The organism is Streptomyces sp. NPDC018693 (genome assembly GCF_044391385.1).
Taxonomy (GTDB): Bacteria; Actinomycetota; Actinomycetes; order Streptomycetales; family Streptomycetaceae; genus Streptomyces.
On the sequence record NZ_JBIRZZ010000025.1, the window covers coordinates 24260 to 48388 of the forward strand.

Below are 24129 nucleotides of genomic sequence, written 5' to 3' on the forward strand. Positions count from 1 at the left end.
ACGACAACCGCACCACCAAAAAGCCTCCCAGGCCCGCTATTACGGGCGGGGGCCCGGCGAGGGAGGTGCCGTGGGTGTGTGGGCTTCGCGTGCGGCGCGTTGTACGGGGTCGTTCCCGCCCGGCGGGTTGGCGCGGGATTGGTCCGGGCGGTCGTGCAGGGGTGTGGCAAGGGCTGCGGCGGCCTGCTCAAGGCGCTGGAGCGTGTCCGCCTGCACTTCGGCGATCCTTTGCTGGACCGCCTGTTGTGCGTCGGGGTTCTCGGCCCATGCGCTGAACTCCTCGTAGGAGATGGCCGGCTCGTCGCCTGCCGAGCTGGCTGGTTCAGCCTGGGTGGGGAGTTCCGTGGCTCGCTGCCTGCGCTGGGCTGATCCCTCTCGGTCGGTTTCGGGCTGCTCGTCGGAATCGAGCTTGGTCATGCGCTGGGTGGCACTGGGGGCGGGGCTGTCGTCCAGGTCCTGATACGCCTGGTTTTGCTGCGGGGGCGTGCCGGGTTGTGGGTCCGGTGCTGAGCGTGTGCGCGCGGCCGCGCGGGCAGTGAGGAACTGCCGTTTGGCTTCCAGGTCTGCCCAGATGTCCGGGCTTCCTGCCGATTGTTCCTGGGGCACCCAGAAGATTCCGTCGGAGTCCGGCGGGGAGGAGACGGGGCCGGAATCCGGCGCGTCCGGCTGGGTCCGGCGCAGCTGCCGCCATGCCGCCTGGTAGGACCGTCCGCGGTCACGCACCTCTTCGCTGAGACCCGTCGGCGTGGGCGTGAGCGACTCCCCCGCCGCAATCCACTCTTGCGCCAGGGTTTCTGCCGGGAGGTCCGTCTCGTGCGGTATCCAGGTCGGCTCCCAGATCTGCTGGGCCTGCCAGGACGGGGATTGCACCCGACTGGCGACCGGCCCCGGCGTGTCCGGGCCGTTGCTGTCCGCCGCTGCAGGCGCCGGTATGAAGCCCGCTGTTGTGATCTGGCGGAACTGGGCGGTGTAGGTGTCGAGGCTGTTGCTGCCGTAGGGGTGGCGGGCGACGACGAGATGCCCGTGGAGGCTGGCGGCCCGGGCCGCGGCGCGCAGCGGCTCCACCATGTCCTGGTTGCGCAGGACATCCCCGTGGACGGCCAGCACTCCGTCCGGGTCGAATCCTGTCGGCCAGATCGCGGCCTGCGCGGGAGACAGGAAGGTGTGCTCGGCCAGGTCAAGCTGCGTGGCCAGGTGGGCGGTTGCCTCCCTGAGGAGTTCGGCGTCGACGATCGTCAGTGTCTTGCCGGTGGTGGCGGCGATCCTCACGGCCGCTGCCACGAGTGTCTCCCGGCCCCCCAGGCCCTGCTCGTAGACGACCAGTCCGCCCCGGCCGTCGACGAGCGCGTCGACGCATTCGCGGATCACGGGGTGCTTCAATAGGTCGGCGTCCAGCATCTGCCTCTCCCCCATTTTTTTTCGGCCGCGTTGTGCCGGTGGGCTGTGGGGCTGCCAGCATTGCAGGTAGTCGGGCGTGCGGATGCCGGGCCGGTGAAATGTCCCGCGGGACGGAAAGCAATCATCAACCAGGGTCCGCGCCGGGGGCCGGACCCGGGTGCGGCGCACGCTGCGTCGGCTCGGCAGCTGGTGCGCGGCGGCTGCGGACGGCGCGCCCTGGTGGTCCCGGCAACACGGTCGGCGCGCGCGGCCAGCGGACCCGGGGGGAACCAGCGGGCGGTGGAGGGAAGTTGTGGTCGTGTAACCGTCCACCCGCGAAGCATGGGAGCAGCAGTGAGTACGCCTTTCCAGGGGCCGGGCCCCTCCTACACCAGAGTCCAGCTCAGCGGACCACCCGAGGCAGTCGGCCAGCTGATGGCCGCACTGGGCGGCGCGGGCCAGATCATTTTCGACAGCCGGTCTGAGCCGGATGCGCGGGGTGATGTCGCGTGCACGGCCCGGGTGGCCACCCAGTCCACGCCGAGGACGGTGACGGCTCCTGGGCGTGCAGAGGTCGTCATGCAGTGCGCGCTCACCATCGACGCGGCTTCCTGGCCCGGTGTCGCCGGCCGCGAGGGCGCCCAGCGGCTGGAGGACAACGTCCGTGCCGCCCTTGCCGAACTGCCCGGCCTGCGGACGGCGCACAGCCGTGTCATCGCCGTCACCGGGGCATCCGAAGCGGCCAGCTAGTGCTGTGACCGGGAACCTTTGCCGGGTTGCTCGTTGTGCTGGGTGCCAGTGACGGCGTTCGGCAAGGGGGCGGGTATGGCATCACCGGTTAGGGTTCGCCGGCTTACCGAGCAGGAGGGGCAGAAGCTGCAGCGGATCGTCCGGCGGGGAAGCACCAGTTCGGTGCGGTTCCGGCGGGCGATGATGCTGCTGGCCTCGTCGAGCGGCAGCCCGGTTCCGGTGATCGCGCGGCTGGTCCAGGCCGACGAGGACACCGTTCGGGACGTGATCCACCGGTTCAACGAGGTGGGGCTGGCCTGCCTGGACCCTCGGTGGGCGGGAGGCCGTCCCCGCCTGCTGAGCATTGAGGACGAGGACTTCGTCATCAAGGCGGCCACCACCCGGCCCACCGTGCTGGGCAAGCCCTTCACCCACTGGTCAATCCGCAAGCTCGCCGAGCATCTGCGGCGCAACATCGCCCGCCCGGTGAGGATCGGCCGGGAGGCCCTGCGCTGCTTACTGCTCCGCCGCGGGATCTCCTTCCAACGCACCAAGACCTGGAAGGAGTCCCCGGACCCGGACTTCGACGCCAAGCTCGACCGGATCGAGTTCGCGCTCACCGAGCGGCCGGACCGGACCTTCGCCCTGGACGAGTTCGGACCACTCGGCGTCCGTCCGATCGCAGGATCGTGCTGGGCTCCCCGGTCGAATCCGGACCGGCTGCCGGCGACCTACCGACGCACCCACGGCATCACCTACTTCCACGGCTGCTACTCGGTCGCCGACGACCGGCTCTGGGGAGTTGTCCGCCGCCGCAAGGGCATCGACCACACCTGGGCGGCACTGCGGTCGATCCGCGCGGCCCGCCCGGACGGCGCCCCGATCTACGTGATCCTCGACAACTTGTCCGCGCACCTGAACCGGCGGATCCGCCGCTGGGCCGACCGGAACAAGGTCGAGCTCTGTTTCACCCCGACCTATGCGTCCTGGGCCAATCCGATCGAGGCCCACTTCGGGCCACTGCGGCAGTTCACCCTCGCCAACTCGAACCACCCCAACCACACCGTCCAGACGCGCGCCCTGCATGCCTACCTGCGCTGGCGCAACGAGAACGCCCGCCACCCGGACGTCCTCGCCGCCCAACGACGCGAACGCGCACGCATCCGCAGCGAGAAACACATCCGCTGGGGCGGCAGATCTCTCCAGCTTGCGGCCTGAACCGGCAGACCTGCTGGGCACAGCATCAGTCGTCGAACTCAAAGCCTGCCGTCTCCGCACGGGCAACAAGCTCGCGAACCGCGCTGGGGCTCGAGATCACGGGCTCAAGGGCAGTCTTGAGCTGCGCGAGGTCACTCAAGCTCCCGAGTGCACAGAACATGCCGCCCTCGCTGTCGAAGTCGAGGCGCTCAGCAAGATCCGGCCAGGCGAACTGCACAAGACCTTCCCAGAAGTACCCGTTCGGCTCGTGTCCGGCGGCAACCACTGCCGCATCAGCGGCCAGGTCGCCGGCATCGAGCGTCAGCGAGTGCTCACCATCAAAGTCATGCAGGGTGATAGTCACGCCGCGATCTTCCCACTCCCGGCACACAGACTGCCCAGCCCATTCAAACTGCTCGTCCGCACCTAACCCGGGCGAACCTTTCCGGTCACAGCACTAGCCGTGTCCGGAGATGAGGCGGACCTGCCCGAAGAAGGTCTGTCGCTGTGGCTGACCGACTGGAAGATCCCCACCGGCATCCCCTGGGCGGGGCGCCGCCTGGCGGCACTGGTGGGCCAGGCAGTCGCCGGGCACCTCGATGTCCACGTCCATCCCGACGGTCAGGCCGTGAAGGTGTGGATGCTCAATGTCCAGCCCGACTTCCAACGGCGCGGCGTGGCCAGCCTGCTCATGGACACCCTGTACGAGGTCTACCCGACGGCGTGGATCAACCATGGTGCCCGCACCGCGGAGGGGACCTGGTGGTGGAACAGCTACCGTGATCCCGCCCCGCGGCGCAACATCCACAACAGACCGCCCGCGGAGTGGGCCGTCTACTTCGACGCGGTCGAGGTGGCCTCCGAGAAGGCCCAGAATGCGCACCTGAACGCCTTCTACTTGCTGGACGGCCACCGGCAGGACGTCTACCGCTACGGCGAGCGGCTCGAGCAGGAGGCGGACGGCTACGCCCGCCATTACGTGCCGGTGCAGGATGTGGGCTGGACCCGGTCGGACGGCAGCTGCACGGCGCGACACGGCTGTTCCTGCCGCCTGTTCTGCACGCCTATGTCCACGACCATACCCAGGACGCCTCAAGACGGGGCGCGGCCCTTCTGGAGCACGTCGGGCACGGCAACCTGCCGCGCACCTACTGGAACAGCACCCAGCAGGCGGCCTTCGAGGACGCCTACCACGAGGAGATCTTCCAGGACACGGTCCCCGCGCGGCCCACCACCCACCTGGTGTTCACGCTGAGCCTGCCTTCGACCGATCACCCGCCCGCCTTCGACGCCCTGCCCGCCAGCGTGGACTTCGTCTCCGGCGCCGACATCGCGGTCGAGCTGTCCTCACTGGCCTGGCGCTCGGTCGGGTAGCCGGCGGTGACGCATACCTCTGCTTCACGCCGCCGGTCACCGCCGCCATCGCACCGCGCTGGCCGCAGCACGCCAGCGCGGCCTACCGGGCCCGCTACGACGAGGCCGGCTTCCGGCTGTCACCCGACGACGAACAGCCTGCCGCCGAACCGGCGTACGCTGACCGGGCCGAGGAAATCCGTGCCGTGGCAGAGCGGCTCTTGGCTGCCCAGGCGGAGCGCTCCCGGTTCACGCAGTCGCCCGCCGTACCGCCGCAACAGCCCTCGTTCCCGCCTACTCCGGGCCGGGATCAGCGCCTGCGGTAGGCGCAGACGCCGGGGCAACCCGGCGTGTCCGAGGCTCGCAGCGTCACGCGGCGGCAGCACAAGCCTGGGCAGGACCACCTGCCTGCGCGGCAGGGATGTCTGTCCCTATTTGAGGCTCGTGCTGCGGTGCGGCGTACGGGGGGCGCACGTGGCTGCCCGGGCAGGGGGCAGCAGCATGATGGGGCTGGCTGTGGCATGGTCCTCACCCGTCTTCCGGGGTTCGTTGTTGCACTCCTCGCCCGGCATGGAAGCCGCCCCTGTGGCCAGAGGCCCCGCAGGCCGGTCATCTCCCTGCCCTGCTCTGGAAAACAGGTGTATCGGCGTCACGGTGCGAGGGGATGCTGTCCTTGTCGGGCACAGGTGGGGGGCCGATGGGGTACACCGCTCTGCATGCGGGCTGGGGCCGGCTGGATGCGTCGCTGGACGATCTGGGGTGCGGCCGGTCCTGGGCGGATGTCCACCGCGTGAAGGGGCTGGAGCTGGCGTGTCCGCAGTGCCGGGGAAGGGTGTTCGCGCGCGTCTCCCCCCACCGTGCCAGGCACTTCTACCACCAGGTGCGGCCGCACGACTGCGAGCTGGCGAACGAGTCGCCGGAACATCACCTGCTGAAGCTGGAGCTGGCCGTTGCCGCCCGGGCGGCGGGCTTCAGAGCTGAGCTGGAGGTCTGCAACGAAGCCCGGACATGGCGTGCCGACGTGCTGGTCTTCGATGGGCAGGACCGGCCGTTCATGGCGCTGGAGGCGCAGTTGTCACCCATGACGCCGCAGGACGCGCGGATGCGGACGGATCGCTACGCGGCGGATGGTGTGGCGGTGTGCTGGGTCTCGGTGGAGAAGCGGCCGTGGGAGCGCGGCGTGGCCTCCCTGCGGGTGGCGCCCCCCAGGAACCGCGGGGATGCATGGACGGTGCGCCATGGCATGGCGCGCTTCACCTGGGCGGCGCCGCGCACGGCGAAGACGAAGGCGGCGTGGACGCACATCGGCTGTTCCCTCGACGATGCGATCCGGTGGATTCTTCAGGGACGGGTGCATGCCCATACCGGCCCGGACGGCACGGTGTGGTGGACCGCCCGCTCCTATGTCCGCCTGGCCATCGCCCGGGCCCGGTTGGAGGCCGATGCCGAAGCGGTCCTGCAGGCGGCTGCGGCCGAAAAGCGCCGGCGGGCTGCGGAGCAGCGGGCCGTCGCCGCGGAACAGCGCCGGCTGGCCGCTGAGGAGCAGGCTTGGGAACAGCGGGCGGAGCAGGAGCGGCTGGCGGACTTCTTCGAGCACGCGGGCATGGACGGCGCGCTGTGGCCCGCGTTCATGCACCTGGTCCGCTCCGCCTCCGGCAAGGCCGTCGAGTGCGGTGTCCAGAGCCCGGCCCACGGCAACGGACTGCTCCTCTACAGCCGGCCGCGCAAGGCAGGCGCGTTCCAGCTGGCCGGCGTGGTGTGTCCTGACCCCTCAGCGCTCGCCCGGTGGCCTGCGGATCTGACGATCCTGGTCCCCGGCCGGGCCTGGCTCTGCCGTATCGAGACAGCCGCCCAGTCCGAGCTGAAAGTCGCCGTCCTGAACCCGGTCACCAAGCACTGCACCTACGAGCGCGTCGGCCCCGGGCCGCGACGCTGACTTGGTGTCTTCGAGCGCGTGGTGGCCCTGCCGTGGCATTTCTGCTCCGCGCCCGGCCGGCCAGGCGCAGTCGGCAAAGCCTCCTGCAGTGCCCGACGCCGAGCAGCAGCAGCGGCCCGGCTTGGTGACGCCGGGCCGCGGGGACCAGCCCCGCCCGACCAGGCGGCACCGTCGCAGGGCGCGTCCACCGCCCGGGCATGGCCCGAGCCGCAAGGCAGCCATCCGACACCCTCATAGCCGCCGCGCTCACCAAAACCAGTACCCCGCCGCGAGGCGCGGGTCATCACCAGTCGGCCGCCCGGGGCCAGGACCGGCCGAGCTCGCGCAGTGTCAGGTACCCGGCCCGGGCAGGACGGTGAACTGCACGCACGGGGTCGGCCGACGGGGCGGCACGAGTGTGGCGGGCGGAACCGGACTATGACCGGCTGGAGGCGACCGCCCGGGGAAGAGTCTTCCGTACCCTCACTTCCGAGGAACGGCGGCAGCAGATGCTGCCGCTCGCCCTCGCCCCCTGAGCGATGGTGTGATCAGTAGACCGCGTCGACCGTACGGTCTTCGGTGCGAATAAGGTAGTCGTCCGGGTTCAGGCCCATCGCTTTGCGCTGAGGGGACGACCAGTACAACGCATTGCGCTCGGCGAAGGTCTCCGGGCCTTCGTACGAGATCAGCCAGACGAACTGGCTGTGCTCCCGGTCCACCCAGGCCCCTGCGATGGTGAACCCCAGCTCCAGTCGCAGCGGCACGATTTCCGCACGCCACCGCTCCACCCACTCGTCGAGCAGACCGTCCCGGACGGTGTACGTACGCAACTGTGCGGTCTTCGGCATGCGGACGTCCTCTCCGAGTAGGCGGCCTTGGGGCCGAGTCGGCGTGGAGGCTCTCATGATCCCAGTCACTCTGCTGCGGGACCCGATCACCCGCTCTACAGGGCGAGGGCTGGCGGAAGCTCTCGCCCTCGTACTGGAGACACGGCCGGGCCTGATCGCTCCCGCATCGGGGACGGACGTGATCCGGAAGCCTGAGGGTCGGCCTCCGGAGGGCGCCTCGGCCCGCGGCCGGGCAGTCAGTCAGTCAGTGAAAGGGGCCTTCCATCACCCTGCGGAGCGGCCTGTTCCCGCCGCCCCGGGTGGTGGTGGCGGGCCTGCGGGTGTCAGGTGGCGGTGGGCCAGGTCCGCAGCAGAGCGGCGATCTTCCCGGCGGTGCAGGCGGGGTCGAGGAGCAGGTCCTTGAGGGCGATGGCGTCCTCGCGGGCGGGCTTGACGGGAATCCCTGCGGCTTCGAGGTACATGACGCCGGACGCTGCGGCGACGGCCATGTTGGAGCGCTCCAGCCAGCGGCACCGGCCCAGCGTGTGCACCAGGGCGGCGGCTTTGGCGTAGGGGCCGTCGTAGACAGGCTGCTCGAACAGCTCGGCCTGGTGACGGGCGACCGCCGAGACGGGAACGCCGTAGTCGTCGGGGGCCGGATCGTTCGCCCCGGCCGTCTCGGCGACCTGCAGGATCCAGGGAACGTCGATGTGCAGGTCCATCAGGCCGCACGTGCTCCTCGCGGTGCCTGCTGGGCGTCCTCGGCTTCGTCGAAGACCGCCTGGTGTTCCGCCAGGAAGCGGGCTGCTGCGTCCACCGCTCGGGCGCGCAGGCCGCTGGCATCGTCCCTTACCAGCCGGGCGAGGTAGTCCCCGATGCTCAGCCCCAGGTCGGCGGCGCGTTTCTTCGCGAGTTCCGCAACGCCCTCATCCACGCGTGCGCCCAGTTGTGTCTTCGCCATACCAGCATGGTAACAGCCGTTACCACGAGGCGGGGCCCACGGCGGGAGCAGCGGTCTCGTCCGTCCAGTCCTCATCGAAGAGGGCGGCGACCAGGCGTTCGTGACCGGCGTCGAGCTGCCCGGCCCTGTGCTTAGTGCGGGTCTTGGCGAGCCAGGCGCCAATTCTGACCGTGTCGCCGTCGACGCGGATCGTCTCGCGGGCGGCGGGGGCGCGTCCTTCGCGGTGGAGGAAGAGTTCCAGGAGCTGGACGGTCTGTTCGAAGGTGCGGCGGACGCGGCGGGCGGGGCTGAGCGGGTTGCTCTCGGGGGTCAGACCGAGAGAGGTCATCAGGTGCTGCTGGCCGGGGTGAAGGGTGTGCCAGGTGGTGAGCTGGCGGTGCAGCCAGGAGCCGATCTTCACCCCGGCCAGGAGAGTGTCGCGGGACAGCGCACCGGGGTCGGCGCCGTCGGCGAGGTGGGCGCGCAGCAGGTGGTACTTGCGGTGCCAGTCCGCGCCGTGGGGCAGGCGCCAGTCGGCGTCGAGGGCGGTCAGGGCGTCGGCGCGCTCCTCGGCGAGTTCCTGTCGGCCGGCGAGGTGGCGTTGCTCGGCCAGCCAGGCCCCGACGGACGTCGTGGCGGGGGCGGCGAGGTGGCCGTGGGTGCGCAGGTAGTCGGCGGCCGCGGCCAAACGAGAGCGCCAGGCGGCGTCGTGCTTATCCCAGATCATGCCGAGCGCGTCGAGTTCGGCGATCCAGTCGGCTTCGAGGCGGCCGGCTTTCGCCGCGTCGCGCATGGTGGTGATGAAGGTGCCCAGCGTGTAGCCGGTGGGGTCCACGTGGTCGGCGGGGACGTCGAGGTGGCCGTACTGGTCGTGGTAGGACTGGGCGGCTGCGAGACCGAGGCGGCGGGAGCGGGAGACGACTGGGTCGCGGGGGTCGAAGGAGACCAGGTCCATCGCTTGGGCGATGCGTTCGGGGTGGACGGTGAAGTCGAAGTGCCAGCGGCGCCGGATGACGTCGCTGGTCTCCTTGGGCAGGCGGTTGGCCTTGTCGGGCAGGCGCTCGAGGATGCGGTGGTCGTGGCCGGCCAGTGCGCAGGCGATCGCCCACACCGGCTCGTAGGCGGTGCCGAGGATGTTCTCGCCGTCGGCGCCGGGCGGAACGTAGACGGGGACGATCAGGCTGGCGGTCTTGCCGGAGACATCGAGGCGCAGGGCGCGGCCGAGGGCCTGGACGCAGCGGATGACGCTGCGGGTGGGGTCGGCGAAGACGATCGCGTCGACGCTGGGGATGTCGACGCCTTCGGCGATCAGGCGGGAGTTGGTCAGGATCGCGCAGTCGGCGGCGGCGAAGGCCGCGAAGGTGTCGGCGCGCTGGGCGGGGGTGTGCTCGCCGTGGGCGAAGAACAGCCGGGGGGTGATATCCGGGACGAGGCCGGGATCGGTGCGGGCCAGCAGGCGCAGAGTGTGCGGGAGTTCGCGGGCGAAGCGGCGGGCGTCGGAGACGAGGTTGAAGTAGACCAGGACTTTCTGCAGGTGGTGTTCGGTCATGGCGCGCAGGACGGACAGGTGCAGGGCGGTGGTGCGCAGCGCGCTGTCCGGCTCCTCGCCGCTGCCGTCGCCAGGGGTAGTGCCGGGGGTGGGCAGGTTGAGGCGGCGGCGCAGGTCGGCGTCGGTGAGGGTGGGCACCACGATGCGGTAGTCCGCCGCCCGTCCGTCCTCGACGGCCTGGGCGAGGGGATACTCGAAGACCTTCTTCCCGTATACGGCCTCGTTGTCCATGGAGTTGGCGAACGCGTCCACGTCCATGTCCCGGTTCGGCCCGGTGGCACGGCGGCGGGGGCGGGTGGTGTCGGCGGACTCGGCCAGCTCGGGGGCGGCGAAGGTCCTCGGGGTGGCGGTCATGTAGAGGCGGCGGTCGGCCCGGATGCGTTGGGCGTCGTTGACGATGGCCCACTTCTTGTCGGCCCGTCCCGCGATCCGGTGCGCCTCGTCCATGACCGCAAGGTCGAACGGCGGCACCGCGTACCCCGTGTTCCGCGTTTCCTCGATCTTGTTCAGGGAGTCGTAGGTGCAGATCACCGTCAAAGCGGGGATCTGGTCCTCGCCCTGGCCCACCACCGACATCAGCCCGCCCAGCGCGTGGGGGTCGGTGGTCGACATGACGCGCGCCGCGACCAAGTCGTCCCGGCCGCTCGTGTCCAGGGAGGAGACGATCACCATGTGCTCGCCGTGGCCGTCCCGCCGCCACGCCAGAGCCGTCTGCGCCGCCAGGTCCAGGGTCGACACCACGACCAGCACCAGCCGCGCGCCGAGTCCGTCCGCCACCCGGATCGACACCAGCGTCTTCCCGGTGCCCGTCGCCGACACGAACAGCCCCCGCGTCCCCGCGCGCCGCAGATGCCGTACCAGCCGCTTGACGGCCTCGGCCTGGTCGGGGAAGAGCCGCGGCTTCCCGGGACGGCCGGGCCGCGGCAGTTCGACCACAGTCATACAGCTCTTCCTCGATCCGAAGCGGGCGACGGCCGGGCCGGGGAGGCGGCGAGGCCGACGAAGAGGCGTCACCTCTCAGCGAAGTCTGACCGATCTCTGCGGAGTTGGACCGTGGTTCCCCACCGGCGGGTGCGGCCGGAGTGCGCGGTCAGAACGGGGGTTCGGTGGAGAATGCGCCGGTCCAGACGGGTGCGACCGGCTCGGAGTGGCGCTGCTGAAGGAGCGCCACAGCGTCCTTGACGCGGCCGAGGTCGATGAGGTGGCCGGCCAGAGGGCCGGGGTTGGCGGAGGCGTGCGGTTCGAGGACGGAGACCGCCTCCTCTGTCCGTCCGGCCTCGGCGAGCAGGTCGGAGATGGTCCAGGCCGCGTACCAGGTGTCGCCCTCGGGGTGCGCCCGCGCCCGCTCGATTGCTTCATCGAGCAGGCCGCAGTCGGCCATGAGTCGAAGCCGCATCCTGAAGAAGTCCCACTCCTCCTCGCCGTCGCGGCGCGCCTTGAGGGCGTCGAGGTAGGCCAGGCCGTCGTGGGTGCGTCCGTGGTCGGCGTACAGGGTGCACAGCGTGCCAGCGATCCAGTCCTCGCCGCCGGATGAGTCCGCCAGCGCCCGCATCATCTCGATGGCCTCAGCGCCCCGGCCATGCCGGGCCAGGAGCCGCGCCAGATGCAACGCACCGTGGTACCGGCGGAGTGGTGAGTCGTCCTGCCGGTACACGGCAATCGCGCCTTCCACATCACCTCGCTCCTCCAGCACCTCGGCGAGGCGCTGCGCGGCGTGCCCGTGGTTCTCAAAGGCTGCGTACGCGCGCAGTTCCTCGATCCGATCGTGCCTGGCCAGCAGGTTGGCCAGCTGATCACGGTTGTTGACGGAGGTGATGTGCCGGGTGTGCAGCAGGGCGATCGCTTCGTCGATGCGGCCCTGGCGTTCACGGATGGCGGCGAGCAGGCCGATTGCCGTGTCAGGGTCGAGGCCGCGGCAGCACCACGGCTCGTCGCACCGGTGCTGGGCCGGGATCCGGGCGGCCAGCAGCGCGGCGACGTCCTCGTCCCGCCCTGTCCCCTCGGCAACGTCGACCAGAGCGGTGGCGAGGAGCTGGTCCTCGATCCCGCCGCTCAGCAACACGACCGCCTCGTCCTTGCGGCCGTGGCGGGCCAGCAGGTGCGCGAAGAACTCCAGCGCGAGCCCTCCAGCCTGCGCGTACGGCCGGGCCAGTGCTATCGCCTCCTCAGCCCGCCCCCAGCTCTCCAGCAGCTCGGCCTGGGTCCGGGCGGCCGGCCACCAGCCCGTGACGACGTACGGAACAAGCACGTCCAACGCCTCGGCCTGGCGGCCCTGGTCACCCAGCAGCCGCGCCCACTCCCGTGCGCAGAACCATTCCCCACGGCGGGCCTGGAACTCCACCTCCTCACCGTGATCAAGCTCAAGAAGCCGGGAGACCAGGGGCGCAGGAATGCAGCCGGACAACGTCCGAGCCCGGTAGTCAAGATCAGCAGCGTCCATGACAGCGCACCCTAACCACCGCCTCCGACATCGGCCTGCAACACCCGAGGGCAGCCTCCGGTCAGGAAGCCCACCACGCGTGAATGCCTTCCGTACGCAAAATGTACGCGATCCGTACGCGATAGGTACGGCCCATGGAGTAGGGTCGGAGGCGGAGGTGTCCCATGTCCGAGTTGTTCGATGCGGTCGACGCGCTGGTCGCGTCCCGTTCCCCGCTGCCGCCCCCGGCGGAGCGCAAGCGTCTGCGCCAGGCCCACGCGCTCACCCTGGACGAGGTGGCCGCCGCCCTGGACGTACGGCGAGCAACCGTCGGCGGCTGGGAGTCGGGCAGGACCGAACCGCGGCCGCCGGAGCGAGAGGCGTACGCGCGCCTGCTCAAGCAACTCACACAGCTCTACCCCGCTGCCGAGACCACCGCCGCCCCGCAGGAGGACACCGCGGCACCGAAGACGTTCAGCAGTCAGGCGCCCACGGCGCAGACCGGGCCCGCGGGCGGAGCTGTTGAGGCTGCGACCGTGACCGCGCCCGGCAGTGCCCCGTCCTCGTCGCCCGCAGCCGCTCACGCACCGGCCGCAGCATCGCGTCCGGCGCGGGCCGTCCGGCCGCCGCAGACTTCACGCCGCCCGGGCGCGCCGAAGGCCGCTCCGGCCGGCACGCCCGCGCCTGGCGGGCCGTACGCGCACGGTCCGCTGCTCGTCCTCGACGCCGACACCGAGAAGCAGGTGACCGGCTACGGCATCGGCGGCCTGATCCTGGACGTGCCCGCCAAATCCCTGCCCGCGCTGGTGGAGTGGACGCTGGCCGAGGCCCGGCTCGGGGCGGAAAGGCTGCACGGCTGCGGGAAGGACGCCGACCCGCTGCTGGTGCTCACCGAGGCTGCGTGCGAACGCTACGGACTGCCCCCTGCCCTGTCCGAGTCCGAGCGACTCGCCGGGCGGCTACCGGAGGGGCACAAGCTCATCAGGCAGCTTCAGCGCGCAGATTGGCAGCTCACCAAGCGCGGGTTCGGGCCGTGGGCGCGGATCTACCGCCCCGCCCAGGGCAGTCGACGGCAGTGCGTGCAGCTGTGCATCCCCTCGTGGCGTGCCCTGGACGACCGCGCCTGGGGCCATGCCGCGCAGCTGGAGCCCGCGGAGCTCGCCCGGGTGCTGGGCGTGTACGCGGCCCGGGTGATGACCCCGGTCGGCTCCACCGCTGTGACAGGGCTGCAGCTGATGACCGCGCTCAACCCGCCGACCCGTGCGAGCGAGCCGGACGAGAGCGGCCGGCGGCATGCCGAGCACCGGCCCGGCTCGCTGGGCACTCAGCCGGTGGACCCGGCGCCGTGCGAGGCGACCGACGGCCACCCCGTCCTGGCCGGCCTGCCCCGGTTCCACGTGCGCGGCCCCGGCGAGAGGCTGTTCGAGGAGGCATACGACTGGGCGCGGGATCTGACCGATGCCGAATGCATGCAGCGCTACCTGGTCGGCATCGACGTGAACCTGGCGTTCGGTGCGGCTGCCAACGGCGCGGTCGTCGGCCTGGCGTCGCCGCCCGTGCACGTCACCAACCCGGTCTTCGATGCGGCGCTGCCCGGTTCCTGGCTGGTCGACCTCTCCCACGTCGACCCCTCCAGGGTGAAGGTCGGCAAGCAGTGGCGTGAGCTCGACGCCGACCTGCTGCCCAGCCCGTTCACGCCGACCGGCCAGCGCCCCGAGGGCCCGGCTTGGTACGCCACGCCCACCGTGGCGTACGCCGTCGAACTCGGCTACGACGTCGCGCCCCTGGAGGCGTGGCTACGCCGTGAGAGCGGCCGGTTCCTGGACGGCTGGTACAAGCGGCTGCGCAATGCCTACGTCGACACCATGGCGGACCTCGGCGTAGGCGAGAAACTGGCCCCGGCGGAGTTCCTGGAAGCGATGGACGGTTACAAGCAGCGTGATGCGGAGCTGGGGATCGTGGTGGACGCGGTCAAGATGACCGTGAAGGGCGGGATCGGCAAGCTGCAGGAGAAGGCGCGCGGCGGCGGCTGGAAGCCGGGGCATGCCTGGCCCGCGCTCGCCCGGCCGACGTGGCGCCCGGACATCCGCGCGACCGTCATCTCCCGGGCCCGGGTCAACATGCACCGCAAGATGCTCCACCTGGCGGCGGCCACCGACCGTTACCCGGTCGCGGTCCTCTCCGACTGCGCCGTGTACGCCGCCGACGGCCCCAGCCCGCTTCACGTCCTGCCCTACGGAGCCGACGGCAAGACCGTGCCGGGCTCGTTCCGGCTGGGGGTCTCCCCGGGGATGGTCAAGCACGAGGGCACCCAGAGCGTGCTGTGGGGGGTTGACGTGCTCGAGCAGCTCGGCGCCGACGGCCATGTCGCCAACCTCGCCCGCTACATCAAGACCGGCGAGGTCACCGCCAAGGACACTGGAGAGTAGGAGAGTTACGCCGATGGTCACGGTCGGGGAAGAACTCGACAGGGCGGTGCAGGGCGCGTTCACCCGGCCCATCCCCAAGTCCGCTGGAGCGCAGATGCGTTACCTCCTCAAGAAGCACGGCGGCCGGACGATGCCGGTGGCCGAGCTGCTCGGCATCAGCCAGCGCACGGTGGAGCGGTATGTGAAGAACCAGATCAAAAGGCCCCGGCCGGAGCTCGCCGACCGGCTGGAGCGTGAGGTCCGCGTGCGCTGGCAGCCGCAGATCAGGGCGAAGGCGAAGGAGGCCGCGGCCACCACGAGCGGCATCATGATCGATGTGCAGGCGAGGTTCGGCTACACCGCCGCCGGCGGCAGCACCGACCAGGCCCGCGTACGTCACCTCACCCTGGCCCTGCCGCCCCGGCACGCCGCCCGCCTCCTTCAAGCCCAGGAAGCAGGCGTCGACGAGGACGACCTCCGCGAAGTCGCGGCCGAGGCGTTGGGTGAGGTGTACTTCCGCGACGGCGGACGGCGTGCCCACGGCCTCGAAGTGGAACTCAAGGACATCGTCGACCTGCAGTTCGAGCTGTAGGCGGTCAGTGCGCTGGACATCGGGTCTCCGCACCCGGCATGCCGCCGCGGCCACGTCCGAGAGCGGCGTCCGTCTCCATCGTGCTCGCGTGGCGCGGGTCAGGGCACCAGCGGATCGTCCCGAGTGAGTTCGATGGTGTGCATCTGACGGCGCAGCTGCGCGGGCAGAGAGGGCAGGTCGTTGTCGACGATGATGACCTGGTGCGGGCGTGCGTGCAGCGTGTCGCTTCGGGCGCCGGCGATGTGGTCGAGGAAGTGCGCGTACAGCCGTGCGATCAGCTGCTGGTCCTCGGTGCCGTACCCGACGTTCTTGCGCGGTGAGTCGATGATCAGCAGGGACGGCAGATCGGTGGCTCCGGTGACCAGCGCGTGGCTGAGGAATGTCATCCGGTAGGCCACGTTGATCGCGGTGCGGACACCGTGGCCTACCTTTGTGAGTTTGCCTGCCCTGACCTTCGGCAGGAGCGAGTTCTGATCGATGCGCGCACCAGGCTCTCCGGGCAGCGACAGGCCGCCGATGATGGCTGCGAACTGCTCCTCGATCTCCGCCAGGGTGGCCTGGCGTCCGGACAGGAGGTTCTTGCGCGTCTTGATGTCCTCGCGCACACCGCGCAGTTCTTCCTCGGCCGCGCGCAGCGCCCGCTGCAGTTCGAGCAGCCGCCGCTGCAGTTCGAGCAGCCGCCGGTGCGGGTCGAGCTGCCGCTCGAGCATGCCAGTCCGGGTGCGGGCGCCGGCATGGGCAGCCGAGAGCTGCTCGATCTGCCCGGCCAGCGGCCCGATCTCCAGGCGGGTTCGCTCCTCCAGCTCCGCCCGCGCCTGAGCAAGAGAATCCTGGGCCTCACCGGCTGCCTTGGCCGCCTCGATGGCCCGCTGCTGCGCCGTGGCCAGCGCGGCTTCGGCTGCCTGCACGACCTCGTCCCGCGCCCCGGGGTCCAGTTCGCACAGGCACAGACCACACACCCCCTCAGGCACGATCCGGCCGGTCAGCGGCTGCGTGCAGGGGGGACAGCGCGGCACCGGGTCGGTGCCCGGCTGCTGCTGGGCACGTTTGATGGCCCGCTGGGCCAAGGAGACGGCGGCCTGGGCCGCTTTCTCCTCTTCCCGGGCCCTGGAGTGCGTTCCCTCCAGGACGGCGACGCGCTGGCGCAGCGGATCGGCGAAGGTGGTCACGGCCCGCATGCGGCCCTTGAGTTCCTCCAGGGCCGTCAGCGTCTCCCGTTCTTCACCTCGCCAACACCGACCCGCGCATGGAGCAGGCACTCCAGATCGTCCGGGTCGCCGGCCCCAGCTCGGCAGAACCCGGCCTCCTACTGTCGGCGGGGGAACCGATGAGCCGGGAAGAAGCCGAGAGCCTGGCCATCGACCTGAGCCGCAGATCCGCACCCGCCGACGGAGGGTTCTGCACCTTCCAGCCCGTCGTCAGCGGGGAGGCATGCCCCTTCAACCTCAACTGCCACAGCTGCGACAAGTTCGTCATTGTCTGGCGCCGATCTCCTCTACTGGCACCGCAAACGCGAGCAGTGGCGCACGCTCGCCGAACGTGCTCCCGATCCAGCAACAGCCGACTACCTGCACGACGTCTTCGAGCCCACCGCCCGCGCGATCGAGGGTCTGGAACGAGCCCTCGCCGCATCCGGCCTGCTGGAAGAGGCGCTCGCACTCGACCTGCGCCGACCGCAGGACTACTTCGGACGCGTCTGGGCCACCGCCTTTCGAACCGCCGACCTGGCCGCCACCGGCAGCGACGAGAACGACGAGGCCGCATGACGGCCGCGTCCACCTCGACCACGGCAGCCATCGCCGCCCGGCGGCGTCAGACTCAAGCCAAGCTCGCCCAACTCGACAAGGCCATCAGCCAGCTACGGCGCGAACGTCACCGACTCACCGTCCGGGGCATCGCCGAACGGGCCGGAGTATCAGCCACCTTCTGCTACGAGAACCAGGAGGCCCGCGCCCTGGTTCAAGGAGTCATCGCGGATGCCAGCCGACGGCGCGACGGCGATACCAAGCAGCAACACGACCGCATCGAGGCGTCCTGGCGCGAGCGCGCGCTCAACGCCGAGGAGGCTCTCACCCGTACTCAGCAGGCGGTCTTCGCCCAGCGTCAGCAGATCGGCGAGCTGATGGGCCAGCTGCGAGACACCGAGCAGGCCGTCCCCGGCGGCTCAGTCCAGGCTGTGCTCGCCGAGAACGTCACCCTCAAGCGCCGGCTGGATCAGATGACACGAGAACACCGCTCACTCCAAGAGCGACTCGAAGGTTCCCGCTCCAACCTGCGGTTCGCCGAGAAACGCATCGCTGACCTCGAAGACCAACTTCTCGAACAGGGACCGCCATGACCGAGCAGACCACCCCCGGCGCGATTCCGCTCGTGTCCGCGTACTCTCCGGTGTGGCCGGGCCGGTACGTTTGAACGTCCCCGGCTGTCAGGCCGCTTCGGTCTCGCGCGCGAGGGCCTGGAGGCGGTTCTTGAGCCTGTAGCTCGGGCCGTTGATCGCGACAACGTCGTAATGGTGCAGCAGCCGATCGAGGATCGCGGCGGGCGACGTCCTCGGAGAAGGTCTCTCCCCAGCGATCTGGGGCTGGTTCGAGGTCACCATGACTGCACCGGTGTTGGCCGAGCCTCCGTGCCACCGAGTGCGGCCACCTGCCCCGTCGCAGGTCGCCGACCCGATGGTCGGCCACGGCTTCAGGATTGAACTGCCGCGGTCGGCTCCGGGAAGGTGGCGCCGGTGAGCTCCTCCGACGCCGTCCACAGGCGGCGGGCGGTGGCCGGATCCGCGGCCGCCGGGGAGCGGCCGACCAGGGTCGGGGCGCCGCGGGTCTCGAACATGCCGCCCGGGCCGACGAGGCTCGCGCCGGGAAGGTCCTGGACGGCGGCGTACAGGGTGGGGAGTGCGCCGGCGTGGCTGTCCTGGGCGATCAGCCGGTTGCCCAGGCGCATGAGGGCGCGCCGCAGCGGGCTGGCGTCGTGCCCCTGGAGGTTGGTGGCGGCCAAGCCGGGGTGCGCGGCGAGGGCGCGTACGGGTGAGCCCGCCTCGGTGAGCCGCCGCTGGAGTTCCAGGGTGAAGAGCAGGTTGGCGAGCTTGGACTGGCTGTAGGCGGGGATCGGGCTGTACTCGCCGGTCAGGTCGAGGTTGTCGAACCGGATGCGCGGGCTGCCCGGGGATTTGTGGGCGAGGGACGTCAGGGTCACTACGCGGTCGGTGATGTGGGGCAGCAGCAGGTTGGTCAGCGCGAAGTGGCCCAGGTGGTTGGTGCCGAACTGGGTCTCGAAGCCGTCCTTGGTGCGGCCCTCGGGGACGTTCATGACGCCGGCGTTGTTGATGAGCAGGTCCAGGTCGCCGTGCCAGGCGTCGGCGAACTCGCGCACGGAGGCGAGGTCGGCCAGGTCGAGCCGACGGACCTCCACGCTGCCGTTCACCGTCGCGGCTGCGGCTTCGCCGCGCTCGGTGTCCCGTACGGCGAGGACGACGTGGGCGCCCGCGGCGGCCAGGGCCGTGGCGGTGGCGAGTCCGAGGCCGCTGTTGGCGCCGGTCACGACGGTGGTGCGGCCGGTCTGGTCGGGGATGTCGGTGGTGTTCCAGGGCTGGGTGTGCGTGTTCTTTGCCATGACCCCAATGTATGCACCGATCACAATGTAGGCAACATTAACAATGTGTGCGTCGCCTACACCCGACTAGGCTGAGGGCATGACGAACCGCCCCTACCACCACGGAGACCTCCCCGCCGCGCTGCTCGCGCGAGCCGAGAAGACACTGCGCGAGAGGGGGGCGTCCGCGCTGTCCCTACGCGAACTGGCCCGCGAGATCGGGGTGAGCCCCGCCGCGCCGAGTCGCCACTTCAAGTCCAAGCAGGCACTGCTGGACGCCCTGGCGCTGACCGGGTTCGAGCGGCTCGCCGAGGCCATCGCAGCCTCACAGGAAGGCGCTGGTGAGGCGTTCGCCGACCGGCTGGATGCCGTGGCCCGCGCCTACGTGGGCTTCGCCGTGGCCAACGCCGCGCTGCTCGACCTGATGTTCTCGGTCAAGCACAGTCCGGAGGCGTCGGAGGCGCTGGGGGCGACAGCCCACCGATGGTCCGATCAACTCCTGGAGCTGATCGGCGACGGGCAGCGCCGGGGTGAAGTGCGCGAGGGGCCACTCGAACGGATTGCCTTGCCGGTCTTCGCGGCGCTGCACGGCTACGCCGGCCTGGCGGTGAGCGGCGTCCTGCCGCCGGAGGCGGCTGAGCACGGCTTGGACGACCTGATCGCGTCCGTCCTGCGCGGCTGCGCGCCACAGTAGAGCCGCACAGGATGACCGGAAGGTCACCTTTGAAGAACTGGCTGAGGGCCACTTTTCAGAGACTGGCGACAAGAGGCTCCGAAGGCGCTTGACCATTGGCGGTGAGCCATTGGCCGGCGCCGTCGAACTCCATTCTTGCCAGCCGGACATCTGCTACTGCGACCTCTACCACCCGGTGATCAAACGCACCATGAATCACCGAGACACCATAGGGCGAGGGTCTGACTGGGCGATAAGCGACGTGATGGCCCGTCGGCTGGCCGGCAGCGCGACCTCCTGGCGCGGCGCATGACCAGCGGGGACCTGACCCTGGGGGCTGTGCTGGTACGTCTGGAGGAGCGCGAGCGGGAGATCGCCGAGCAGGCCGAAGAGACCCGCGAGCAGATCACGCGGCTCACCACCGTGCTGGACGAGCTCGGCCGGGCCGCCGAGGAAGTGCGGATCACCCGCAAGACGCTGCTGGAGCTGCCCGACCCGGACCCGCCCGCGCTGTCGACATCCGCCCCGGAGCTGCCGGACGGGGCGACCTACCAGGAGATCATGGCGGTGTTCACCCAGGCAGACGGTCCGCTACGGGCACGGGGCGTGTGCGAGGCGATGGATCTGGACCCGGCTCCGAACAACATCAACAACGTCCGTTTGAAGCTCAAGCCCCTGACCGGGCGCAACATCCTGACCGAGCCGGAACCGGGGCTGTTCACCCTGCCACGTCCGTAGTCGTCAGGCGAGGGCCGGGGCGGATCGGCCGCAGATCACGGCGCATTCGGGCCTGGTCCGCGATGACGTAGCGTCCCGGGCGTCGGTCTTGCCCTCGCCGCGGTAACCGTCGGCGGCCCGGTTCACCAGGCGGCCAGGCAGGTGGAGGACCTCCTGGCCGTGGTTGCGCAGGAGGGCGAGCAGCAACGCCGGTTCGCCGCCGGTCATGTCGATCGCCCAGGTCACCGGGCTTCCGTCCGCCAGGGCCAAGACGTCGCCGATGAACGTGAGCAGCTCGGGCTCGTCGTTGGCCGCCGCGACAGCAACGTGGTGCCCAGGGCGTCCAGGGCGAGGCCGTGGTTCAGCGACTGTCTCGCACTTCCTAATCGGCGGCCGAGTCGTCGGGGGGCGCCGGGCGGCGAAGCATCTAAAGCCACAAGCGGCAGCCCTCTGATAGCCACACCCTGCACCCCTGGGCGTCCCCACCCTACGAATGGGGGGACCGACCCGTCCAAGAACGAAGAGCCCTCTGACACCGGCGGAGGCCGGCGCTCTGCTTGCGGCGGGCCTGGCCCCGACGAGCGCCTCGCCTCGGGGCCGGCGCGGTGATCTCTCCGAGGGACCAGGAGCCGGTTCCCGGGCCGCTTCGGGTCCGGCCCATGGTCGCGCACCTTGTGCTCGGTGCTACAGGCGCGACTGACCGGTCCTTCTGTGCGTCGTACGGCGCACTCGGACCGTCGGCCGTTCTTCGCCGACAGCTCCGACCGTCCTGTGGGCGACAGCGTTCGGGTCGCATGCGCGTCGCGACGTCCGCCAAGGACATGCCGACCCTGTCTCCGGAGGCTCGCCGGCCTCGCTGTTCCGCCGGTCATCGTCCCTTTCGCCGCCCAGTCGGTCAGTGCGGCGCTGACGTAGGGCGTGGCTCAGGACCCAGCGGAGGCGTGACGTGTTCGTTGCCGTCGACTTGCTTTACAGCCCCGCAATGTTGGATTAACTTCCAATGTTGGAAGCAGTTCCAAGTTTCCGCGAGCCCAACGATGCGAGCGGTGTTACGGAGGTCCGATGACCGACCGATTGAATGTGACGTTTCCTTCGGGGCCCGACGAGTGTCACGCCTGGCTGTACCTGCCCGAGGGCGGGGGTCGGCGTCCCGTGGTGGTCATGGCGCACGGCCTGGGCGGTATCCGGGAAATGCGCCTGGATGCCTATGCCGAGCGTTTCACCGCCGCGGGATACGCCTGCCTGGTCTTCGACTACCGACACTTCGGCGCCAGCGGGGGCCGGCCCCGCCAGCTCCTGAGCATCCGCCGACAGCTTCAGGACTGGCAGGCGGCTGTGGCCTTCGCCCGCTCCCGGCAGGAGGTCGCCCCCCGGCGCGTGGTGCTGTGGGGCACCTCATTCGGCGGCGGCCATGTCCTGGCGACAGCCGCCCAGGACCCGGCCGTCGCCGCCGTCATCGCCCAAGGCCTGTTCACCGACGGTGTCGCCTCTGCCCTGGCGATGCGCCCCGACACCTCGGTGAAGGTGATGGCCCGCGCGGTCCGTGACGTGGTCGGCGCCCGCCTTGGGCGCCCTCCCGTCATGGTCGCGACGGCGGGGCCGCCCCGATCCGCCGCGTTGATGACCGCTGCGGACGCCGAGCCCGGCTACCTGGCCCTCGTGCCCAACGACGCGCCCTTCTCCAACCAGGTTGCGGCGCGGTTCGCCCTGGACATCCTCCGCTACCGGCCGGGCCGCCGGACCGCGAAGATCGCATGCCCGGTGCTGTTCTGCGTATGCGAGCACGACAGCGTGGCCCCCGCGCGGCCGACCCTGCGCCATGCCCGCAGGGCCCCGCGCGGCGAGATCCGCCTCTACCCCGACGGCCACTTCGACATCTACCTCGGCGAGCCCTTCGAACGCGTTGTCACGGACCAGCTCGCCTTCCTGGCGCGGCACGTCCCCATCGGCTCCGCACCCGGTGAAGCCCCGGGACCCACGACACCCTGAAAGAGGTACGAGATGCTCACCTACCCGATTGCGGGGAAGACCGTCTTCATCACCGGCGCAGCCGGAGGCATCGGTGCGGCCACCGCCCGCACGCTGCACTCGCGCGGAGCCAACGTGGTCCTCGCCGACCGGGGCATCGACGCCGCATCGGCCCTCGCCCGCGACCTCGGCGGCGACAGGACACTGGCGCTGTCGGTGGATGTCACCGACAGCGCCGCACTGGCCGACGCGGTGGACCGTACGGTCGACCGGTTCGGCGGCCTGGATGTCGTCTTCGCCAACGCGGGGATCGCGGCCGATCCGCCGGCGACGATCGCCACCATCGACCCGGCCATGTTCGAGCGCGTCGTCGAAGTGGACCTGCTGGGCGTCTGGCGCACCGTTCGCGCCGCACTGCCGCACGTTGTCGCGGCGCGCGGGCACGTCCTGGTCACCGCTTCGGTGTACGCCTACTTCAACGGCATGACCAACGCCCCCTACGCCATGTCGAAGGCCGGCGTCGAGCAGTTCGGCCGCGCCCTGCGCGCCGAACTCGGCATCCACGGCGCCAGCGCCGGGGTGCTCTACCCCGGCTGGGTCCACACGCCCATCGCTGGAGCAGCCTTCGGAAGCAACGACATCACCACCCGCATGCGCGAGATCGCCTTCCCGTCCCTGCTCGGCAAGGCCATCGCCCCCACGCACGTCGCGGACGCCGTCGTCCGCGGCATCGAGAACCGCTCGGCCCGTGTCATGGTCCCCCGCAGGTGGGTACCGTTTTCGGCCCTGCGCGGCGTCCTCAACCCCGTCACCGATCTCATCGCCGAACGCCACCCCGAACTGCGCCGACTCCTGCGCCGATTCGAGGAATCCGCCGGCTCCACAGGCAAGTCCCCGCAGACCGACTCACCGAGGTAGGCCGTCATGACCCGTTACGGCCTGGCCGGGCGCACCGTCGTCCTCACTGGCTCCACCGGCGGCCTGGGCGCCGCCCTCGCCCGGGCCCTGCGCGGGCGCGGCGCCAACCTCGCGCTGCTCGACCTCAGCCTCGCGGCCACCACGGCCCAAGCCCAGGACCTGGGAGACGAAACGGTCGCCCGTGGCTGGCACGCCGACGTACGCGACCTCGCCGGCCTGCAGCAAGCCATGGACGAGGCCGCCACGCACTTCGGGCGCCTCGACATCGTCATCGCAGGCGCAGGGATCGACACCATGGCCCCGATGGCGACCATCGACCCGTCGGCCTACGAACGTGTCATCGACGTCAACCTCAACGGGGTCTGGCGCACCTTCCGTGCCGCACTCCCCCACGTGCAACGCCACGAGGGCTACCTGCTCGCCGTCTCGTCCATGGCCGCCTTCGTGCACTCGCCGCTCCAGATCTCCTACACCGCGAGCAAGGCCGGCGTGTGGGCGATGTGCGACAGCCTTCGCCTGGAGGTTCGCCACCTGGGTGTCGGTGTCGGCAGCGCCCACCCCACGTTCTTCCGCACTCCGATGATGGACGACGTGACCGCGGACCCGGCCGGGCACGCCCTCTGGGGCGGCAACTCCAAGGGGTTGTGGAAGATGGTGCCGCTGGAGAAGGTCATCGCCGGTATCGTCCGCGGCATCGAGCGCCGTGCGGACCGCGTCGTCGTCCCCAGGTCCCTCACCCTGACCGCGAACGCTCCCGGTCTGTTCCGGCCGATACTCGAACGTGTCGGTTTCCGCCCTCAGACGGTCCAGCGCGCCCTCGGCCTCGCCTCGGCGTCGGGCTGGCACGACCCGGCGGTGCATGAGCGCCACCAGGCCGGTTCCCGCTGAATTCCGGGCTGAAGGAAGCGGCCCAGGGGGGTCCGGCCGTTCAAGCACCACGTAAAGTAGCGAAGACC

Annotated in this window: 24 protein-coding genes and 1 pseudogene; 14 read left to right on the plus strand and 11 right to left on the minus strand. The window is 70.5% G+C overall.

What is annotated here, in order from left to right; all coding sequences use genetic code 11:
* Positions 1-39: 39 nt before the first annotated feature.
* Positions 40-1398, minus strand: coding sequence for a hypothetical protein (locus tag ACH5AC_RS36100; protein ID WP_398866570.1), 1359 nt, complete (start codon positions 1396-1398; stop codon positions 40-42).
* Positions 1399-1731: 333 nt separating this feature from the next.
* Here ACH5AC_RS36100 and ACH5AC_RS36105 point away from each other — a divergent pair, with 333 nt between their 5' ends.
* Together ACH5AC_RS36105 and ACH5AC_RS36110 are read left to right on the plus strand one after the other, a co-directional pair.
* A complete protein-coding gene (locus tag ACH5AC_RS36105) occupies positions 1732-2127 on the plus strand; it encodes a hypothetical protein (RefSeq protein WP_398866571.1) in 396 nt (131 codons plus the stop codon).
* A 75-nt stretch (positions 2128-2202) separates the two neighbouring features.
* Entirely contained in the window at positions 2203-3324 is a 1122-nt protein-coding gene (locus tag ACH5AC_RS36110; protein ID WP_398866572.1) for an IS630 family transposase, read from the plus strand.
* Between the two features lie 25 nt (positions 3325-3349).
* On the opposite strand, the gene ACH5AC_RS36115 is transcribed toward ACH5AC_RS36110, so the two are convergent.
* Positions 3350-3667, minus strand: coding sequence for an Imm51 family immunity protein (locus ACH5AC_RS36115; protein WP_398866573.1), 318 nt, complete (start codon positions 3665-3667; stop codon positions 3350-3352).
* Between the two features lie 99 nt (positions 3668-3766).
* Here ACH5AC_RS36115 and ACH5AC_RS36120 point away from each other — a divergent pair, with 99 nt between their 5' ends.
* From ACH5AC_RS36120 to ACH5AC_RS36130, 3 genes are all read left to right on the plus strand, one after another.
* Positions 3767-4558, plus strand: coding sequence for a GNAT family N-acetyltransferase (locus ACH5AC_RS36120; protein WP_398866574.1), 792 nt, complete (start codon positions 3767-3769; stop codon positions 4556-4558).
* A complete protein-coding gene (locus ACH5AC_RS36125; RefSeq protein ID WP_398866575.1) occupies positions 4546-4677 on the plus strand; it encodes a hypothetical protein in 132 nt (43 codons plus the stop codon). The genes ACH5AC_RS36120 and ACH5AC_RS36125 overlap by 13 nt, the downstream gene beginning before the upstream one ends.
* 676 nt (positions 4678-5353) lie before the next feature.
* Positions 5354-6592: a competence protein CoiA gene (locus ACH5AC_RS36130; protein WP_398866576.1), complete on the plus strand. Its 1239-nt coding sequence runs from the start codon at positions 5354-5356 to the stop codon at positions 6590-6592.
* 527 nt (positions 6593-7119) lie between these two features.
* Here the strand turns inward: ACH5AC_RS36130 and ACH5AC_RS36135 are convergent.
* The 5 genes from ACH5AC_RS36135 to ACH5AC_RS36155 form a co-directional block, all read right to left on the minus strand.
* Positions 7120-7419 carry an NIPSNAP family protein gene (locus ACH5AC_RS36135; RefSeq protein WP_398866577.1) on the minus strand — a complete coding sequence of 100 codons (300 nt, stop codon included), beginning with the start codon at positions 7417-7419 and terminating at the stop codon, positions 7120-7122.
* A 323-nt stretch (positions 7420-7742) separates the two neighbouring features.
* Positions 7743-8120, minus strand: coding sequence for a fic family toxin-antitoxin system, toxin component (locus ACH5AC_RS36140; RefSeq protein ID WP_398866578.1), 378 nt, complete (start codon positions 8118-8120; stop codon positions 7743-7745).
* A complete protein-coding gene (locus tag ACH5AC_RS36145; RefSeq protein ID WP_398866579.1) occupies positions 8120-8359 on the minus strand; it encodes a hypothetical protein in 240 nt (79 codons plus the stop codon). Before ACH5AC_RS36145 ends, ACH5AC_RS36140 begins: the two co-directional genes overlap by 1 nt.
* A gap of 19 nt (positions 8360-8378) precedes the next feature.
* The gene (locus tag ACH5AC_RS36150; protein ID WP_398866580.1) at positions 8379-10829 is read right to left on the minus strand and encodes a Helicase associated domain protein; all 2451 of its coding nucleotides are present in this window, start codon (positions 10827-10829) and stop codon (positions 8379-8381) included.
* Between the two features lie 148 nt (positions 10830-10977).
* Entirely contained in the window at positions 10978-12327 is a 1350-nt protein-coding gene (locus tag ACH5AC_RS36155; protein WP_398866581.1) for a tetratricopeptide repeat protein, read from the minus strand.
* A gap of 164 nt (positions 12328-12491) precedes the next feature.
* Between ACH5AC_RS36155 and tap the strand changes: the two genes are divergently transcribed.
* Positions 12492-14735, plus strand: coding sequence for a telomere-associated protein Tap (gene tap, locus ACH5AC_RS36160; RefSeq protein ID WP_398866582.1), 2244 nt, complete (start codon positions 12492-12494; stop codon positions 14733-14735).
* A gap of 13 nt (positions 14736-14748) precedes the next feature.
* On the plus strand, positions 14749-15306 hold the full coding sequence (tpg, locus tag ACH5AC_RS36165) for a telomere-protecting terminal protein Tpg (RefSeq protein ID WP_398866584.1): 558 nt from the start codon (positions 14749-14751) through the stop codon (positions 15304-15306).
* A 98-nt stretch (positions 15307-15404) separates the two neighbouring features.
* Here the strand turns inward: tpg and ACH5AC_RS36170 are convergent, their stop codons facing one another.
* Positions 15405-16484 (minus strand): hypothetical protein, encoded by a 1080-nt coding sequence (locus tag ACH5AC_RS36170; RefSeq protein WP_398866586.1) that lies wholly within the window; start codon positions 16482-16484, stop codon positions 15405-15407.
* Positions 16485-16781: 297 nt separating this feature from the next.
* Here ACH5AC_RS36170 and ACH5AC_RS36175 point away from each other — a divergent pair, with 297 nt between their 5' ends.
* On the plus strand, positions 16782-17072 hold the full coding sequence (locus ACH5AC_RS36175) for a hypothetical protein (RefSeq protein ID WP_398866588.1): 291 nt from the start codon (positions 16782-16784) through the stop codon (positions 17070-17072).
* On the plus strand, positions 17069-17644 hold the full coding sequence (locus ACH5AC_RS36180) for a DUF6262 family protein (RefSeq protein ID WP_398866589.1): 576 nt from the start codon (positions 17069-17071) through the stop codon (positions 17642-17644). Before ACH5AC_RS36175 ends, ACH5AC_RS36180 begins: the two co-directional genes overlap by 4 nt.
* 87 nt (positions 17645-17731) lie before the next feature.
* Here ACH5AC_RS36180 and ACH5AC_RS36185 read toward each other — a convergent pair whose 3' ends face one another.
* Both ACH5AC_RS36185 and ACH5AC_RS36190 read right to left on the minus strand, forming a co-directional pair.
* Positions 17732-17905 carry an ATP-binding protein gene (locus tag ACH5AC_RS36185; RefSeq protein ID WP_398866590.1) on the minus strand — a complete coding sequence of 58 codons (174 nt, stop codon included), beginning with the start codon at positions 17903-17905 and terminating at the stop codon, positions 17732-17734.
* A gap of 89 nt (positions 17906-17994) precedes the next feature.
* On the minus strand, positions 17995-18918 hold the full coding sequence (locus tag ACH5AC_RS36190; RefSeq protein ID WP_398866591.1) for an oxidoreductase: 924 nt from the start codon (positions 18916-18918) through the stop codon (positions 17995-17997).
* A gap of 79 nt (positions 18919-18997) precedes the next feature.
* On the opposite strand from ACH5AC_RS36190, the gene ACH5AC_RS36195 reads away from it, so the two are divergent.
* The gene (locus tag ACH5AC_RS36195; protein WP_398866592.1) at positions 18998-19591 is read left to right on the plus strand and encodes a TetR/AcrR family transcriptional regulator; all 594 of its coding nucleotides are present in this window, start codon (positions 18998-19000) and stop codon (positions 19589-19591) included.
* Between the two features lie 288 nt (positions 19592-19879).
* Positions 19880-20308: a hypothetical protein gene (locus tag ACH5AC_RS36200; RefSeq protein ID WP_398866593.1), complete on the plus strand. Its 429-nt coding sequence runs from the start codon at positions 19880-19882 to the stop codon at positions 20306-20308.
* Between the two features lie 13 nt (positions 20309-20321).
* On the opposite strand, the pseudogene ACH5AC_RS36205 reads toward ACH5AC_RS36200, so the two are convergent.
* Positions 20322-20652 (minus strand): annotated as a pseudogene (locus ACH5AC_RS36205) (IS110 family transposase); the annotation flags it as partial.
* 697 nt (positions 20653-21349) lie between these two features.
* On the opposite strand from ACH5AC_RS36205, the gene ACH5AC_RS36210 reads away from it, so the two are divergent.
* The 3 genes from ACH5AC_RS36210 to ACH5AC_RS36220 are packed head-to-tail and all read left to right on the plus strand — an operon-like array spanning position 21350 to position 24061.
* Positions 21350-22276, plus strand: a complete 927-nt coding sequence (locus ACH5AC_RS36210; RefSeq protein WP_398866594.1) for an alpha/beta hydrolase — start codon at positions 21350-21352, stop codon at positions 22274-22276.
* A gap of 12 nt (positions 22277-22288) precedes the next feature.
* Complete coding sequence (locus ACH5AC_RS36215; protein WP_398866595.1) at positions 22289-23173, plus strand: short-chain dehydrogenase/reductase; 885 nt, start codon at positions 22289-22291, stop codon at positions 23171-23173.
* 6 nt (positions 23174-23179) lie between these two features.
* Positions 23180-24061, plus strand: coding sequence for an SDR family NAD(P)-dependent oxidoreductase (locus ACH5AC_RS36220; protein ID WP_398866596.1), 882 nt, complete (start codon positions 23180-23182; stop codon positions 24059-24061).
* The last annotated feature ends 68 nt before the right edge of the window (positions 24062-24129 follow it).